The organism is Belnapia arida (assembly GCF_016773205.1).
Lineage (GTDB): Bacteria > Pseudomonadota > Alphaproteobacteria > Acetobacterales > Acetobacteraceae > Belnapia > Belnapia arida.
This window is the reverse complement of the sequence record NZ_JAETWB010000004.1, coordinates 264,935-279,386: the sequence shown is the minus strand read 5'-3', so window position 1 is coordinate 279,386 and position 14,452 is coordinate 264,935. Positions and strand designations below refer to the sequence as shown.

Annotated in this window: 15 protein-coding genes; 8 read left to right on the top strand and 7 right to left on the bottom strand. The window is 70.6% G+C overall.

What is annotated here, in order from left to right:
* Nucleotides 1–29: 29 nt before the first annotated feature.
* A complete protein-coding gene (locus tag JMJ56_RS13020) occupies nt 30–1,283 on the top strand; it encodes a cation:proton antiporter (RefSeq protein ID WP_202832193.1) in 1,254 nt (417 codons plus the stop codon).
* On the opposite strand, the gene JMJ56_RS13015 is transcribed toward JMJ56_RS13020, so the two are convergent.
* Nucleotides 1,284–2,339 (bottom strand): SH3 domain-containing protein, encoded by a 1,056-nt coding sequence (locus JMJ56_RS13015; protein WP_202832192.1) that lies wholly within the window; start codon nt 2,337–2,339, stop codon nt 1,284–1,286.
* Nucleotides 2,340–2,545: 206 nt separating this feature from the next.
* A complete protein-coding gene (locus JMJ56_RS13010; protein ID WP_202832191.1) occupies nt 2,546–3,304 on the bottom strand; it encodes a class I SAM-dependent methyltransferase in 759 nt (252 codons plus the stop codon).
* A gap of 41 nt (nt 3,305–3,345) precedes the next feature.
* On the opposite strand from JMJ56_RS13010, the gene mutM reads away from it, so the two are divergent.
* The 7 genes from mutM to JMJ56_RS12975 all read left to right on the top strand — a co-directional run bounded on the left by mutM (nt 3,346) and on the right by JMJ56_RS12975 (nt 9,311).
* Entirely contained in the window at nt 3,346–4,191 is an 846-nt protein-coding gene (gene mutM / locus JMJ56_RS13005; protein WP_202832190.1) for a bifunctional DNA-formamidopyrimidine glycosylase/DNA-(apurinic or apyrimidinic site) lyase, read from the top strand.
* A 32-nt stretch (nt 4,192–4,223) separates the two neighbouring features.
* Entirely contained in the window at nt 4,224–5,003 is a 780-nt protein-coding gene (locus JMJ56_RS13000) for an enoyl-CoA hydratase (RefSeq protein WP_202832189.1), read from the top strand.
* Nucleotides 5,004–5,129: 126 nt separating this feature from the next.
* Complete coding sequence (gene rpsT / locus JMJ56_RS12995; RefSeq protein WP_043337018.1) at nt 5,130–5,396, top strand: 30S ribosomal protein S20; 267 nt, start codon at nt 5,130–5,132, stop codon at nt 5,394–5,396.
* Nucleotides 5,397–5,729: 333 nt separating this feature from the next.
* Complete coding sequence (gene dnaA / locus JMJ56_RS12990; RefSeq protein ID WP_202832188.1) at nt 5,730–7,142, top strand: chromosomal replication initiator protein DnaA; 1,413 nt, start codon at nt 5,730–5,732, stop codon at nt 7,140–7,142.
* 85 nt (nt 7,143–7,227) lie between these two features.
* Nucleotides 7,228–8,355, top strand: coding sequence for a DNA polymerase III subunit beta (gene dnaN / locus JMJ56_RS12985; RefSeq protein WP_202832187.1), 1,128 nt, complete (start codon nt 7,228–7,230; stop codon nt 8,353–8,355).
* 71 nt (nt 8,356–8,426) lie between these two features.
* Nucleotides 8,427–8,573, top strand: a complete 147-nt coding sequence (locus tag JMJ56_RS12980) for a hypothetical protein (protein WP_202832186.1) — start codon at nt 8,427–8,429, stop codon at nt 8,571–8,573.
* A 63-nt stretch (nt 8,574–8,636) separates the two neighbouring features.
* The gene (locus JMJ56_RS12975; RefSeq protein WP_202832185.1) at nt 8,637–9,311 is read left to right on the top strand and encodes an HlyD family secretion protein; all 675 of its coding nucleotides are present in this window, start codon (nt 8,637–8,639) and stop codon (nt 9,309–9,311) included.
* A 9-nt stretch (nt 9,312–9,320) separates the two neighbouring features.
* On the opposite strand, the gene JMJ56_RS12970 is transcribed toward JMJ56_RS12975, so the two are convergent.
* The 5 genes from JMJ56_RS12970 to JMJ56_RS12950 all read right to left on the bottom strand — a co-directional run bounded on the left by JMJ56_RS12970 (nt 9,321) and on the right by JMJ56_RS12950 (nt 14,343).
* The gene (locus JMJ56_RS12970) at nt 9,321–10,262 is read right to left on the bottom strand and encodes an N-carbamoyl-D-amino-acid hydrolase (RefSeq protein ID WP_202832184.1); all 942 of its coding nucleotides are present in this window, start codon (nt 10,260–10,262) and stop codon (nt 9,321–9,323) included.
* A 231-nt stretch (nt 10,263–10,493) separates the two neighbouring features.
* On the bottom strand, nt 10,494–11,453 hold the full coding sequence (locus tag JMJ56_RS12965) for a tripartite tricarboxylate transporter substrate binding protein (RefSeq protein ID WP_202832183.1): 960 nt from the start codon (nt 11,451–11,453) through the stop codon (nt 10,494–10,496).
* 10 nt (nt 11,454–11,463) lie between these two features.
* Nucleotides 11,464–12,546, bottom strand: coding sequence for a TauD/TfdA family dioxygenase (locus JMJ56_RS12960; RefSeq protein WP_202832182.1), 1,083 nt, complete (start codon nt 12,544–12,546; stop codon nt 11,464–11,466).
* A 52-nt stretch (nt 12,547–12,598) separates the two neighbouring features.
* Nucleotides 12,599–13,102, bottom strand: a complete 504-nt coding sequence (locus tag JMJ56_RS12955) for a YdcF family protein (RefSeq protein WP_202832181.1) — start codon at nt 13,100–13,102, stop codon at nt 12,599–12,601.
* Complete coding sequence (locus tag JMJ56_RS12950; RefSeq protein WP_202832180.1) at nt 13,099–14,343, bottom strand: class I SAM-dependent methyltransferase; 1,245 nt, start codon at nt 14,341–14,343, stop codon at nt 13,099–13,101. Before JMJ56_RS12950 ends, JMJ56_RS12955 begins: the two co-directional genes overlap by 4 nt.
* Between the last annotated feature and the right edge of the window lie 109 nt (nt 14,344–14,452).

Here is a 14,452-nt window from a genome sequence, read left to right as displayed (position 1 = left end):
ACCGGCCGTGGCTCCGGCGTTGGAGAGCGATGGATCCATACATCTTGCTGCTGGTCAGCGCAGGCGCGCTCATCCTCCTCGTCGCCTGGCTGCCGATGGTGCTGCGGGAACTGCCGCTCTCGCTGCCTATGTTCTGCATCGTCTGCGGCTTCGTGGCCTTCGCCTACTCGACCGGGGACCAGCCGGTGCCGGCTGACTACCCCCATGCCGCCGAGCGGCTGACGGAGCTCGTCGTGATCGTCGCCCTCACCGGGGCGGGGCTGAAGCTCGACCGGCCGCTCGACTGGCGCAGTTGGAACCTGACGTGGCGGCTGCTGGGGCTGGCGATGCCGCTCTCCATCCTGGGCATCGGGGCGATCGGATATTGGGGGCTCGGGCTCGGGCTGCCGGCGGCGCTGCTGCTGGGGGCGGCGCTGGCGCCGACCGACCCGGTGCTCGCCTCGGACGTGCAGGTGGGGCCGCCGCGCTCGGGGGAGGAGGACGAGGTACGCTTCACCCTCACCGCCGAGGCAGGGCTGAATGACGGGCTGGCCTTCCCTTTCGTCAACCTGGCCGTCACCCTGGCCGCGGTCGGGATGGCGCCCGAGGATTGGCTGGCGCACTGGGTCGGGATCGACGTGCTGTGGAAGCTCGGCGCCGGGCTCGGCGCGGGCTGGGGCATCGGGCGGTTGCTCGGCTGGCTCACTTTCCGCATGCCGAACCGGACGAACCTGTCCCGCACGGGGGATGGCTTCGTCGCGCTGGGAGCGACCTTCCTCGCCTATGGGCTGACCGAGATCGTGCACGGCTATGGCTTCGTCGCGGTCTTCGTTGCGGCACTTGCCATGCGCTCGGCAGAACGCCACCACCGCTACCACGACCGGCTGCACGACTTCGCCGAGCAGACCGAGCGGCTACTGATGATGGTGCTGCTGGTGCTGTTCGGCGGCGCGGTGGCGGGGGGCGTGCTGGCGCCGCTGAATTGGGCCGGGGTGGCGGCGGCGCTCGGCTTCATCTTCCTGGTGCGGCCGGCGGCGGGGATGCTCTCGCTGATCGGCACGTCGCAGCCGATGGAGGAACGGGCGGCGATCTCCTTCTTCGGCATCCGCGGTCTCGGCAGTTTCTACTACCTGGCCTTCGCCGCCAATGCAGCGACTTTTCCGGAGATGGACCAGCTCTGGGCGGTGGTCAGCCTGACCGTGCTGATCTCGGTCGGGCTGCACGGGGTGACGGTGACGCCGGCGATGCGCTGGCTGGATACGCGGCGCCGGCGGCAGGGGGTGCTGCCGCTGGAGGTCGCCTGATCAAGGCTCGGTCAGCAGGCTGGAATGGATCCAACCCTCGGGCGCGCTGCCGCCGACCTGGATCCACCCGCCGCGCGCCTCGCCATGGACGCGGAAGGCCTCGCCGCGGGCAGCGGTGCGGAGGATGGGCGCGCTGCTGTCCGGCCCGGCGCGGAGATTGGCGGCGGAGCGGACCAGCACCCGCGGCAGGCCGGCGGAGCCGGCGGCCGGGTCGGCGGGCGGCTGGATAATGGCGGGGGGGGCCGGCGCTGGCGTGGGCGCCGGGGCAGGCGCCACGGGCGGCGGCGGGAGCGAAGCCTGGCGCTGGGGCGGTGGCGGCTGTAGCGCCGGTGCCTCGGCCCGGGGGGATGGCGGTGGCGAGGCGCTGCTGACGGGGCGCGCCGGTGCCTCGGTGCCGGTCTGCTGCGGTTCAGAGGGCGTGTGGTTGAGGCCGAGCACCAGGCCGATCAGCAGCCCGCCGCCGGCGAGGCCGAGCATCGGGGCGAAATTCCTCCAGGGCAGGTTCGGCGAGGCGAACCTGGCCGGCTCCGCCAGGTGAGCGGCGACAGCGGCCTGGCGCGGGGGAGCGGAGCGCTGGCGGCGCGGGCCAGGGCTCGGCGGGCGAACCAGGGGGCGGGTTTGTAGCAGGCGGCCCACCAGGGTGATCCAGCCATCGCCCCCGGCCAGGTCCAGCGGCGGCACGGCGGCGAAGGCGGCGGCGAGGCGGCGGCGGAGGTTCAACTGCTCGCCCGGCAGCATGGCGAGCGTCACCACCGGGAGATGGCCCGGGAAGATGGCGGGGAAGCGCGCATCCTCCAGCCGCTTGCGGAAGGCGGCCGCGGCGGCCTCCGCCACGGCGCCCGGCACGCCGAGCAGTGCGACGCCGAATTCCGGATGCAGCAGCGCCATCGGTACCAAGATGGTATTGGCGGGCATGCCCTCCACCGGGCGGGGCTCGAGCAGGCAGTCGGAGAGGCTGATCCAGCCTTCGGGCAAGGTGGGGCTGTCGGTTGTCGGAACGGGGCTGGGCCCGGTGGATGGGTCGAGGCGCAAAGTGGCCTCCGGCTGGTGGTTCATGGGTGCAGTGGCCCCCCTAAAGGCTCCGGCCCGCATGCCCAGAGGCGGCGGGTCCCCTCAGTCTTATAATAGTATACGCTACCCCTTTTTGCAGTGCAGCATGACAGATAAGAGGCTGGCTTGACGCGCTTCCCGGATGAGTGAAAAACACCCTGGCGCGGTCATCTGCTCATTCACAGCATGGATAGCGGCTCGCGCCGCCATGGCTACAACCGCCAGCCGGTATGGATGGCGACGATGCCGCCGGAGAGGTTGCGGTGCGCCACGCGCTCCAGCCCCGCCCCCCGCATCATGGCGGCAAGGCTCTCCTGGTCGGGGAACATGCGGATGCTCTCGGCAAGGTACTGGTAGCTCTCGGCATCGCGGGCGATGCGGGCGCCGAGGCGGGGCAGGACCTGAAAGGACCAGGCGTCATAGAGCGGGGCGAGGGCCGCGACCTCCACCCGGCTGAATTCCAGGCAGTGGAAGCGCCCGCCGGGGCGGAGCACGCGGCGGGCCTCGCGGAGGACGGCCGGCTTGTCCGTGCAGTTGCGGAGCCCGAAGGCGATCGAGACCTTCTCCACGCTGCGGTCCGGCAGCGGCAGGTGCTCGGCATCGGCGCAGAGGAAGGCGAGGCGGGCGGCATGGCCGCGGTCGAGCGCCCTGCCCTGCGCCACCTGCAGCATGGAAGGGTTGATGTCGGAAAGGACGACGCGGCCGGCGCCGGCATCGAGGGCGCGGAAGGAGATGTCGCCGGTGCCGCCCGCGAGGTCGAGCAGCGCCTCCCGCGGCGAGGCGCCGATGGCGGCGACGAAGGCCGACTTCCAGGCGCGGTGCAGGCCGAGCGACATCAGGTCGTTCATCAGGTCATAGCGCGGCGCCACGCTGTCGAAGACCTGGCGGACCATGCCCGCCTTCTCCTCGCGGCGGACCTCGCGGAAGCCGAAGTCGATGGTCTCGTCGGGGGGGGTGTTGCGTTCGGTCATGCGGGGCGCACCTTAGGGGCAGCGGAGCCGATGCGGAACCTATGCCTGAACTGCCCGAAGTCGAGACGGTGATGCGCGGCCTGGCCGCGGTGCTGGAGGGGCGGGTGATCCGGGCGGCCTCGATCAGCCGGCCGGACTTGCGCTGGCCCTTCCCCGAGGGGCTGGCCGCCCGGCTCGCCGGCGCCTCGGTGGAGGGGTTCCGGCGGCGGGCCAAATACATGCTGATGCGGCTCTCGGGCGGGGATTCCCTGCTGATCCATCTCGGCATGTCGGGGCGGATGGTGGCGCGGCGCGTCGAAGACCTGCCCAACGAGCCCATCCTGCACGAGCATTTCGCCATGGAGACGGAGGAGGGCATCCGGGTCGGCTTCGTCGATCCGCGGCGCTTCGGCAGCGTCGACCTGGTGCCGACCGCCGCCGAGGACAGCCATCGGCTGCTGGCGGGGCTGGGGCCGGAGCCGCTGGAGGATGGCTTTTCCCCCGCCCTGCTGAGCGTGGCGCTGGCGGGGAAGCAGACGCCGATCAAGGCGGCGTTGCTCGACCAGAAGGTCGTGGCCGGGCTCGGCAACATCTACGTGTCGGAGGCGCTGTACCGGGCACGCATTTCGCCGCGGCGGGTGGCGGCGAGCGTCGCGGGCGCGCGGACCGTCAGGCTGGTGCCGGCGATCAAGGCGGTGCTGGAGGAGAGCATCGCGGCCGGCGGCTCCTCGCTCCGAGATTATGTCCAGGCGGATGGGGGAATCGGCTTCTTCCAGGAACGGTTCAAGGTCTATGATCGGGAGGGGCTGCCCTGCGAGGCATGCCCGGGGTTGCCCGGATGCGAGGGCATCAAGCGGATCGTCCAGGCGGGCCGGGCCAGCTTTTATTGCCCGCGGCTGCAGCGCTGATATCCTCCGCCATCAAGACGGAGGGTACGCCGATGGCCGAGTACGAGATGATCCTGACCGAGATGCAGGGCCGGGTGGCGCTGATCCGCCTCAACCGTCCGCAGGCGCTCAATGCCCTCTGCGACCAGCTGATGGATGAGCTCGGCCAGGCGCTGCGCAGCTTCGATGCGGATCCGGAGGTGGCCGCCATCGTCATCACCGGCAGCGAGAAGGCCTTCGCGGCCGGCGCCGACATCAAGGAGATGCAATCCCGCACCTATCCAGCGGTCTATCTCGACGACTTCATCGGCAAGCGCTGGGAGGCGGTGACCTACGTGCAGAAGCCGGTGATCGCCGCGGTCGCGGGCTATGCGCTCGGCGGCGGCTGCGAGCTGGCGATGATGTGCGACATGATCATTGCGGCCGAGAACGCCAAATTCGGCCAGCCGGAGATCAACCTCGGCGTCATTCCCGGTGCGGGCGGCACGCAGCGGCTGACGCGGGCGATCGGCAAGGCGAAGGCGATGGACCTGGTGCTGACCGCGCGGATGATGGATGCGGCCGAGGCGGAGCGCTCCGGCCTCATCGCCCGAATCGTCCCGACGGCCGAGGTGGTGGCTGAAGCGATGAAGGTTGGCGAGAAGATCGCCACCCTCTCCGCCCCTGCCGTCGCGGTGGCGAAGGAGGCGGTGAACCGCGCCTTCGAAACGACCTTGGCCGAGGGCGTGAAATTCGAGCGCCGGGCCTTCCAGGCGCTCTTCGCCACCGAGGACCAGAAGGAAGGCATGGCCGCCTTCGCCGAGAAGCGGAAGCCGGCCTTCCGCAATCGCTGAGGCGGCGCCTCTCGCTTGACGTGGCGCGCGGGGCGGGGGTAGAAGCCCCTTCCTCGCGCAGCCCGGGCCATTGGCCGGGGCATGCGGACCTGCTTTCACCCCTGCCCGAGTTGAAGATACAACGCCATGGCGAACACGGCTTCCGCCCGCAAACGCATCCGTCAGACCGAGAAGCGGACGATCCGCAACCGTGCGCGGCGTTCGCGGGTGCGGACCTTCCTGCGCAAGGTGGAGACGGCCATCGCAACGGGCGACAAGGCCCAGGCGCAGGAAGCCTTCAAGTCGGCCCAGCCCGAGCTGCAGCGCGCGGCGACCAAAGGCGTGCTGCACAGCAACACGGTGGCGCGGAAGCTTTCCCGCCTTTCGGCGCGGATCAAGTCGATCGGCGCCTGACGCCGGCCCGAAGACGGCAGGCGTCGTCACCATCCGGGTGACGACCTCACGTGATATCGATGACTGATTCCGGCAAATAACGATGCTTTGCCGGAACCCATTTGTTTGCGTTTGCATCAATCGATATTCTGCCGCCGACGCCTGAGCGAAAGTTGCTATTGTCGCGGCGTTTGAGCCCGCGGTATCATCCTGCCCGTCGGATCGACGTGCGGCCCAGACGTCCATTCCCTTGGCAGCACAGACCCGAAACGCCGCGCAGGTCACGCACCCTTGCGCGACCCATCGGCTGGCGACTGCTGGCTTTCGTATGGATCGAACAGGAGGCCGGCCCGCTTGCCACCCCAATCCTCCGGAGAGTTGGCTGCCGGCTGGGCCCGCATCCGCGGCCGCCTGCGCGAAGAAGTCGGCGAGGTCGAATACCGCACCTGGCTGCGGCAGATGACGCTCGCTGGCGTGGAAGGCGAGGATGCCGTCATCCTCCTCCCCACCCGCTTCCTGCGCGACTGGGTGAACAGCCATTACGGCGACCGGCTGCGCGTGCTCTGGCAGGCCGAATACCCGGAGGTGCGGCGCGTCGAGATTCGCGTCTCCGCCACTCCGCCGCCCGAGGCGGTGCTGGCCGGTGCGGAGGAGCGCGCAGGCGTCGATGGGCGGGGCCTCGCCGAGCCGCTGGCGCCGCGGGCGGCGGAGCCGCGCATGGCGCCGGAGCCGCGCTCCGACTGGGTCGTGCCGCTTGAGGCGCGCTTCACCTTCGACACCTTCGTGGTCGGCAAGCCGAACGAGTTCGCCCATGCCTGCGCGCGGCGGGTCTCGGAGAAGCCAGCGAGCCCGGGCTTCAACCCGCTCTTCCTCTATGGCGGCGTGGGCCTGGGCAAGACGCATCTGATGCATGCGACGGCCTGGGCGATCCGTGCCCATGATCCGCAGCGGACCGTCGCCTACATGTCCGCGGAAAAATTCATGTACCGCTTCATCGCGGCGCTGCGCTCCCAGAATACCATGGAGTTCAAGGAGACGCTCCGCGCCGTCGACGTGCTGATGATCGACGACCTGCAATTCCTGATCGGCAAGGACAATACGCAGGAGGAATTCTTCCATACCTTCAACGCCCTGGTCGATCAGGGCAAGCAGATCATCGTCTCCTCCGACAAGTCGCCCTCCGACCTTGCGGGGATCGAGGACCGGCTGCGGACGCGGCTCGGCTGCGGCATGGTCGCCGACATCCATGCCACGACCTATGAGCTGCGCCTCTCCATCCTGCAGGCCAAGGCGGCCACGGCGCAGGTAGTGGTGCCGCCCAAGGTGCTGGAATTGCTGGCGAACAAGATCACCACCAATGTCCGCGAGCTGGAAGGCGCGCTGAACCGGTTGGTGGCGCATGCTAATCTCTTCGGCCGGCCGATCACCATCGACAGCGCCCATGAGGTGCTGCACGACGTCCTCCGCGCGCATGAGAAGCGGGTCTCCATCGAGGAGATCCAGAAGAAGGTCGCCGAGCACTACAACATCCGCCTGACCGACATGAGCAGCGCGCGGCGGGCCCGGAACGTCGCCCGGCCGCGGCAGGTGGCGATGTACCTGGCGAAGCAGCTCACCCAGCGAAGCCTGCCGGAGATTGGCCGCCGCTTCGGCAACCGGGACCACACCACGGTGATGCACGCCGTCTCCCGCATCGCCGAGCTGATGGAGGCCGATGCCGGCTTTGCCGAGGACGTGGCGCTGCTGAGGAAGATGCTCGAGACCTGAGCGAAACCCCTGCTTACCCTTGCGAATCAAGGCTGTTAGAATGATAGCCTGAGTTCGTTTCGGGTGTCGGGGGAGCCTGGGTCAAATGAAGTTCACGGTCGAACGGGCGATCCTGATCAAGGCGCTCGCCCATGTGCAGAGCGTGGTCGAACGCCGCAACACCATCCCCATCCTTGCCAATGTCCTGCTGTCCGCCCAGGACGGCCTGCTGAAGCTGACGGCGACCGATATGGAGATCGCCGTGGTCGAGGAGGTGCCGGGGGTGCAGGTCGCCCGGCCTGGGCGGACCACGGCGCCGGCGGCGACCCTCTACGAGATCGTCCGTAAGCTGCCCGAGGGCGCCAAGGTGGAGCTCGACCATGCCGGGGGCGATGCGGCACTGAAGCTCCGCGCCGGGCGCTTCAACACCGACCTGGCGGTGCTGCCGGTGGAGGACTTCCCCTCCATGACCGAGGGCAAGCTGCCGCACCAGTTCTCGCTCTCCGCCGGGCAGCTGCGGGAGCTGGTGGACCGCACCCGCTTTGCCATCAGCACGGAGGAGACGCGCTACTACCTCAACGGCATCTACCTGCATGCGACGGAGAGCGAGGGCTCACCGGTGCTGCGGGCGGTGGCGACCGACGGGCACCGGCTGGCCCGCGTCGAGGAGCCGCTGCCCGATGGCGCGGCGGGCATCCCGGGCGTCATCATCCCGCGGAAGACGGTGAACGAGCTGCGCAAGCTCGCCGAGGAAGTGCAGGACGAGATCACCATCCGCCTGTCGGATACCAAGATCCGCTTCGACATCGGCGCGGTGCAGCTCACCAGCAAGCTGATCGACGGCACCTTCCCGGAGTACGACCGCGTGATCCCGCGCGGGAACGACAAGATCCTGCGGGTGCAGAAGAAGGAGTTCGCCGAGGCCGTGGGGCGCGTCGCCGCCATCAGCTCGGAGCGCTCGCGGCCGGTGAAGCTTTCGCTCGACCGCAACCGCCTGCTGCTCTCGGCTACATCCGCCGAGCAGGGTCAGGCGCAGGAGGAGCTGGACGACGAGGTGGTGAAGTATGACAGCTCGCCGCTCGAGATCGGCTTCCAGGCGCGCTACCTCAACGACATCACCGACCAGATCGGCGACCTCGTCGAGTTCCGCTTCGCCGATGGCAGCGCGCCGACGGTGGTGACGGATGCGGCGAAGCCGGAAGCGCTCTATGTGCTGATGCCCATGCGCGTCTGAGGGGCGCCGAGGGACCTGCTCCCTGCCTTGATGCCCATGGTCTGCCCAGGCCCGGCGGCGCTGCCGGCCCCATGAGCCCGCTGGCCGCCGCCCGGCGCGGCCTTGCCTGCACCGGGATCGCCGCGCTGCTCGGCGGGCTATCGGGCCAGGTGCATGGGCTGGCGGCCGCGATCTTGGCGGCGTGCTCGGGCCTTCCGCCGACGAGGCTTCCTCGGTGACGACGGGGGCGCGGCCGCCGAGAGTGCCGCGGTCCTGGTCGCCGCGCCTCTCTTCGGCGCGCGGTGGGTGCCGCCGGCGGGTTCGCGGGACTGCTCGGCTGGCTAGGCCTGCCGCCCGAGGCGGCGCTGCTGGCGCGGCTGCTCGGCGGCTTCGCCATCGGCCTGCTACAGGTAACCATGATGGTCGGGGCCATGCGCAGCTTCCCGCCGCCGCAACGGCCGCTGCCGCTGGTGCTCTTCGCCCTCGCCCGGGCCAGGTCCCTGGCGCTCCTCGCCCTGTGGCGACGCAACAGCATCGACCTTTCCCGCCTGCGGGAGCTGCGGACGACCGGTGCCGGCACCCAGGCGCGGCTCGACGATCTGACCGCGGCCGACCAGCCGACGCGTGCCACGGTGCTGGAGGCCAAGGCCAATCTCGACCTGCAACGCCAGACATTGCAGCAGGTGGATGCGGACGCCCTGGTGGCAGGCGACGCTGGCCGCGGCGGGGCCTCGCTCGCCTCGGCCCGCATCGCGCTTGAGGATACCGAGGTCTGGGCGCCGATCGCCGGCGTCGTCGCCAACCGCTGCATGCGCGTCGGCGAGCATGTCGCGGTGAGGACGCGGATGCCCTCCATCGTCCCGCTCGAGGGGCTCTGGATCGAGGCGAACTTCTGCGAGACGCAGATGGAGCGGATGGCGGCCGTCGAGCTGCCGCTGCGTCCCGGGCTCGACCCGACGCGGGGCTCCGGCCGGTAGGGGCCGCGATTACTGCGGCGGCTCGGCGCCCACTTGGTCGACGATACGGCGGTAATGTTCCGGCCGGCGATGGGCGGCGAAGTTGAACATCTTCTCCTTGCCCTGGCGGCAGAGATCGAGGTCGCAATCGGCCACCAGCACCTCGTCGCCGAGCGTCTTCGCCTGCGCCACGACCACCCCGTTCGGATCGACGATGACGGAGCCGCCGATGAGGCCCGAGCCGTCCTCGTTCCCCGCCTTCGCCACGGCGACCGCCCAGGTGGCATTCATGTAGGCATTGGCCTGCGCGGCCAGGATCGAGTGGAAGGTGCGCAGTTCCTCGTTTTCGGTCTTGCCGCCATTCGGGTCGTAGGCTGCTGAGTTGTAGCCGAGCACCATCAGCTCCATCCCCTGCAGGGCATAGACGCGCCAGGCCTCCGGCCAGCGGCGGTCGTTGCAGATCAGCATGCCCATGACCGGCGCGCCCCAGGCGGCCGGGCCGCGGAAGGCGGGGAAGCCCATGTCGCCATACTCGAAGTAGCGCTTCTCCAACTGCTGGAAGCGGTCGCCCGGCCGCGGCTCGACCGAGCCGGGCAGGTGGACCTTGCGGTACTTGGCGAGGATCGCGCCGTCCGGCCCGGTGGTGATGGCGGCGTTGAAGCGTTGCCCGTCCGGCGTCCGCTCCGCATAGCCGACATAGAAGCCGATGCCGAGCGCGCGTGCCCGGTCGAAGAGCGGCTGCACCTGCGGGTTCGGCATCGCACTCTCGTAATGCTGGTCGAGCTCCGCGCCCTCCAGCAGCCAGCGCGGGAAGAAGGTGGTGAAGGCAAGCTCGGGGAAGACCACCAGCTTCGCCCCCTGCCCCGCTGCCTGCTCCAGCAGCGCAATCATGCGGGCGAGGATGTCCTCGCGGCTGTCGGTGCGCTGGTTGGGACCCATCTGCGCAGCAGCAAGGCGAAGGATGCGGGACATGGCGGGCCTACCTCTCAGCCGGGCGGTGCGACGCACCGCGGAACGGCCGCAGAAGGCGCCGGATCGGCGGGCATTTCAATGGCCCTGCCCACGGAAAATCGCCCCGCCGATCGCGCCGCGGCTGGAAAATGCATCCATGGCCAGCACCTCCCATCCTGGGGACCTGGCCGTAGCGCAGGCCCCGGGATGGACGTCGCGGATGGAAGGAGTTTCATCCGCCGCCAACGGGGGTCAGTTCGCGGCGGTGATCAGCCCGGCGGCGGCGGCCTCGGCCCAGCGGCGGTTGTCGCGTTCCAGGAAGGCCGCGAAGTCGGTAGGGCCCAGCGTCGCCAGGTCGGCGCCGAGTTCGGCCAGGCGCTGGCCGATGGCGGGCTTCGCCAGCGCCGCCTGCACCGCCGCGAAGACACGCGCGGCGAGCGCCGGCGGCAGGCCGGACGGGCCGTACAGGCCGTACCAGCCGTTGAATTCGTAGCCCGCGAGCCCGGCCTCCTGCATCGTCGGCACCTGCGGCAGCAGGGCGGAGCGGCGGGCCGAGGTGACGGCGAGCACCTTCACCGCGCCGCTCGCCACATGCTGAAGCACGGCGACGGTGCTGGTGACGGCGAGTGGCACGTGGCCGGCGACGAGGTCGTTCAGCTGCGGGCCGCTGCCGCGGTAGGGCACCTCGATCAGCCGGATGCCGGCCTGGCGGGCGAAGGAGTTGCCGGCATAGCTGGTCGCCGCCTCGGTGGAGCCGAAGGCGATGCTGCCGGGCCGCGCCCTGGCTGCAGCGATGAGGCCGGCGATGTCGCCGTAGGGCTGGCCACCATGCGCGGCGAGCACCAGCGGATAGCCGGACAGCATCGAGACCGGGGCGAAATCCTTCACGGGGTCGAAGGGGATGGCCGGCATGGCATAGCGGTTGATGACATGCGCGCCGGTCGCCACCATCAGCATGTGCCCGTCGGGCGGTGCGCGCTGCACGAACTCGGCGCCGACCACGCCGTTGGCGCCGGCGCGGTTCTCCACGACGACGGGCTGGCCGAGCGCCTCACGCATGCCTTCCGCCACGGCGCGAGCGAAGATGTCGGTGCCGCCCCCTGGCGAGTAAGGGACGATGATGGTGACGGGACGGCTCGGCCAGGCGGGTTGCGCATGGGCGCGGCCAGCGAACAGGGCGGCGGCGAGGGCAGCACGGCGGGTGACGGGCATCGGCCGGGCCTCAGTACGGGGTGTCGCGCATGCCGAGCGCAGCGGCGGCGCGGGCTTGCCAGGCGGCGAGGCCGGGCGGCAGGTTCTGCCCCTTGAAGCCGCCGCGGACGCTGCCGGGGGCGGTGCTCTTGTAGACCTCGCGCATGGCGTCGCAGAGCGGGCGTCCATCCGGTACCGCAAGCCAGAGACGGAGCAGATGGCGCTTGCGCTCCGGCTCCTCGAAATCCTCGTAATGGGTGCGGCTGTGGATCAGGACGTGGTTGTTGACGAGTTGCAGGTCGCCCGGCTCCAGCCACATCGAGAAGCAGAAGGCGTCGCTGCTCGCCATCTCCTGGATGGCGTCGAGCGCCTCGTGCTGCCGCTCGGAGAGGCGTGGCTCGCCTTCGATCTGCTGCGTCGCGCGGATATGGTTGCGGATGTAGCGGGCGGCGAAGTGGCCGTCCTTCAGGCTGTAGACGGGCGCCAGGTAGGTCGGCGTCTCGTCGGCGGCCTCCTCCTTCTGCCGGCTGTGGGGCAGGAGGCCGTAGAGGGTTTCGGCCAGCTCCGGGCGTTCCGCCAGCAGTGCGTCATGGATGGCGACCGAGCTGGCGAGGCGGCTGAGGCCGCCGCTCCTCGCCGTCTTGAGACAGAGTAGCGCGACGACGTCGCTGCCATCGGTGTGGAAGTCGAGCTCGGCATTGGTGTTGTAGCCACGGCCGCCATGGCCGCGATAGGTGCCGCCGGCATCGCGCACGTCGGAGATGAGTTGGCTCGCCTTGCCCTGCGGCCGCGCCACGCCAAGATGCGTGCCGATCGCCCAGAACAGCAGCCGCGCATCCTCGACCGAGTAGCGCTCCACCGGGATACCGCGGAGGGTGCGGAAGCCGATGCCGCTCTCCATCTCCCGCGCCGCCTCGGCGAGCACGGCGGCGAAGGGGCCGAGCGGGAAATCCTCCCGCGTCATCTCCAGCATGCCCTTGCCGCCCGCCTTCAGCCGGGCGAAGCCGGCGTCGAGGTCGGCGATCTCGGCCGTGGTCAGCCGGCGCAGCCAGCCGCCCGAGGCTTCGAGCTGCGTCGGACGCCAGGCGGCAGCGCCGCCGATGGGCTGGATCATCCTTGGTTCCTCCGTTGGGCGGAGGATGGCAAGGCGGAAGGAGACTGTCGAGCTATCCGCCTCGCAGCCGGTGCCAGAGCGCCAGCGCGGCGTCGTAGGGGATGGCCGGCACCTCGCGCAGGCGCCAGTACCAGCGGCGGGTGAAGCCCTCCGCGCCGGCGGAGCCGCCGATCGGCACCGGGCGGGCCGGCAGGCCCAGGATACGCAGCAGCAGGACGCAGCGCGTCAGGTGGAAGCGGCTGGTCGCGGCATAGACCGGGCCGTCGTGGCCGAGGCGCCGCAGCAGGGCGGCACAGGCGCGGGCGGAGGAGAGCGAGTCGGTCCCTGTCGGCTCCTCGGCGATGCGCCCGGCGGGCACGCCGAAGGATTGCAGCAGCTCCGACATGACATGGCTCTCGGCGGGGCCGAAGCGGCCCTGCGCACCGGTCGGGATGTAGAACGGGTCCGCGAGCCGGGCACCGAAGCGGGCGGCGGCCTCGACGCGACGGCGAAGCGTCGGGCTGGCGCTGCCGTCGGGGCGGACGGCGGCGCCGAAGATGATGATGGCCGCCCTCACGCCGGGGCGGCGATCAGCAAGCGGTTCATCGCTTCCATACTGCGGCGGAGAGCGGCGAGGTCGCGCCAGAAGGCCTCGCGGGAGACGCCGTTCGCCGCCAGCTCGTCGGCGATTGCGCCGAAGGGACGGCGGCCGTCCACGCGCTGGAGGATGGCGCCGGCGAGACGCGGCAGCGGCAGGTTCACCCGCAGCCCGTCGAAGGTGACGGGCAGCGTGCCGTCGCGGGGCAGGCCCTTCGCCAGCGCGGCGCCGTCCATCTCGCGGAGGGTGGGGACGGAATCCGGGTCCTCCCAGGGGCGCTCAGGCTCCGGCTCCTCCGCGCGGCGGCAGTAGAGGATGTGGATGCCCATGTTGCCCGTGACGGCCTCGGCCAGCGCCGCGCGCTCGACAGGCGTCATCGTGGCGGTCCGGGCGCGGAGACGGGGATCGGGGAGATAGGCATCCGGGTCGTAGCGCACCGGCTCGACCCAGCAAGCGATGCGGAGGCCGGCCTCGGCGACCAGCGCTGCAAGGTCGGAGACGGTGTAGGCGCGGTCGCGCGGGTTCAGCAGCAGGTCGTAGAGCCCGGCATCGCCACCGGAGATGTGGTCGGTCAGCCAGGGATTGCGCTTCAGCCAGGCGGTCTCCGGCACCTGGCGCCAGAGGCGGCGGGCGGTGTCGATCCGGGCGGGTGGGGCCTCGCTCTCGGGCGCGAGCAGGCGGAGGGCGTCCTGGAGCATGTAGACGCCGGTGCGACCATGCGGGGCATAGACCATCAGCCCGATGCCGCCGCCCGGCGCCAGCACGGACGTCAGGGAGCGGAGCCCGGCGAGCGGGTCCGGCAGGTGGTGCAGCACGCCGCAGCAATCGATGTAGTCGAAGGGGCCGAGGCCGTTCCCCGGCAGGTCGAGCAGCGAGCCGTTCTCGAAGCGGATGTTGCCGAGCTTGCGGGCGGCGGCGCGGCCCTCGGCGATGCGGCGGGCGGCGGCGCTGCGGTCGAGCCAGGTGACTTCGCCGGGGCGGCCGGCCCAGGCCATCTGCTGCGCCAGCATGATCGTTCCGTCGCCGGTGCCGCCGCCCGCGACGAGGGCGCGGAGGGGGGTGGAGGCGGGGCGCCGGCTGCCGAAGACCCAGTGGTCGATCTCGCGGAGGTGGCTCGGGCTGCCGACGATCAGGCGACGCGCCTCCTCCCGCGGGTCGCGGGCGGGGTAGGGAAAGGCCTCGTACTGGGCGGCCAGATGCCTGTCGGGAGCGTCGGTCATGGCCGGGTTGCATAAGGCTGAGCGCGCCGGGGCACCAGCCCGGTTGCTGCGGCGCCGCAGGGGCCTTATCTACCGGCTAAGACCGCCTCCCCCGCGGCCCCACCTTCAT

Coding starts and splice junctions, on each gene's coding strand:
- JMJ56_RS12965 (WP_202832183.1), bottom strand. CDS start 11,453: ATGCCCGTCACCCGCCGTGCTGCCCTCGCCGCCGCCCTGTTCGCTGGC.
- JMJ56_RS12970 (WP_202832184.1), bottom strand. CDS start 10,262: ATGTCCCGCATCCTTCGCCTTGCTGCTGCGCAGATGGGTCCCAACCAG.
- JMJ56_RS13010 (WP_202832191.1), bottom strand. CDS start 3,304: ATGACCGAACGCAACACCCCCCCCGACGAGACCATCGACTTCGGCTTC.
- dnaN (WP_202832187.1), top strand. CDS start 7,228: ATGAAGTTCACGGTCGAACGGGCGATCCTGATCAAGGCGCTCGCCCAT.
- JMJ56_RS13020 (WP_202832193.1), top strand. CDS start 30: ATGGATCCATACATCTTGCTGCTGGTCAGCGCAGGCGCGCTCATCCTC.
- rpsT (WP_043337018.1), top strand. CDS start 5,130: ATGGCGAACACGGCTTCCGCCCGCAAACGCATCCGTCAGACCGAGAAG.
- mutM (WP_202832190.1), top strand. CDS start 3,346: ATGCCTGAACTGCCCGAAGTCGAGACGGTGATGCGCGGCCTGGCCGCG.
- JMJ56_RS12950 (WP_202832180.1), bottom strand. CDS start 14,343: ATGACCGACGCTCCCGACAGGCATCTGGCCGCCCAGTACGAGGCCTTT.
- JMJ56_RS13015 (WP_202832192.1), bottom strand. CDS start 2,339: ATGAACCACCAGCCGGAGGCCACTTTGCGCCTCGACCCATCCACCGGG.
- JMJ56_RS12980 (WP_202832186.1), top strand. CDS start 8,427: ATGAGCCCGCTGGCCGCCGCCCGGCGCGGCCTTGCCTGCACCGGGATC.
- JMJ56_RS13000 (WP_202832189.1), top strand. CDS start 4,224: ATGGCCGAGTACGAGATGATCCTGACCGAGATGCAGGGCCGGGTGGCG.
- JMJ56_RS12960 (WP_202832182.1), bottom strand. CDS start 12,546: ATGATCCAGCCCATCGGCGGCGCTGCCGCCTGGCGTCCGACGCAGCTC.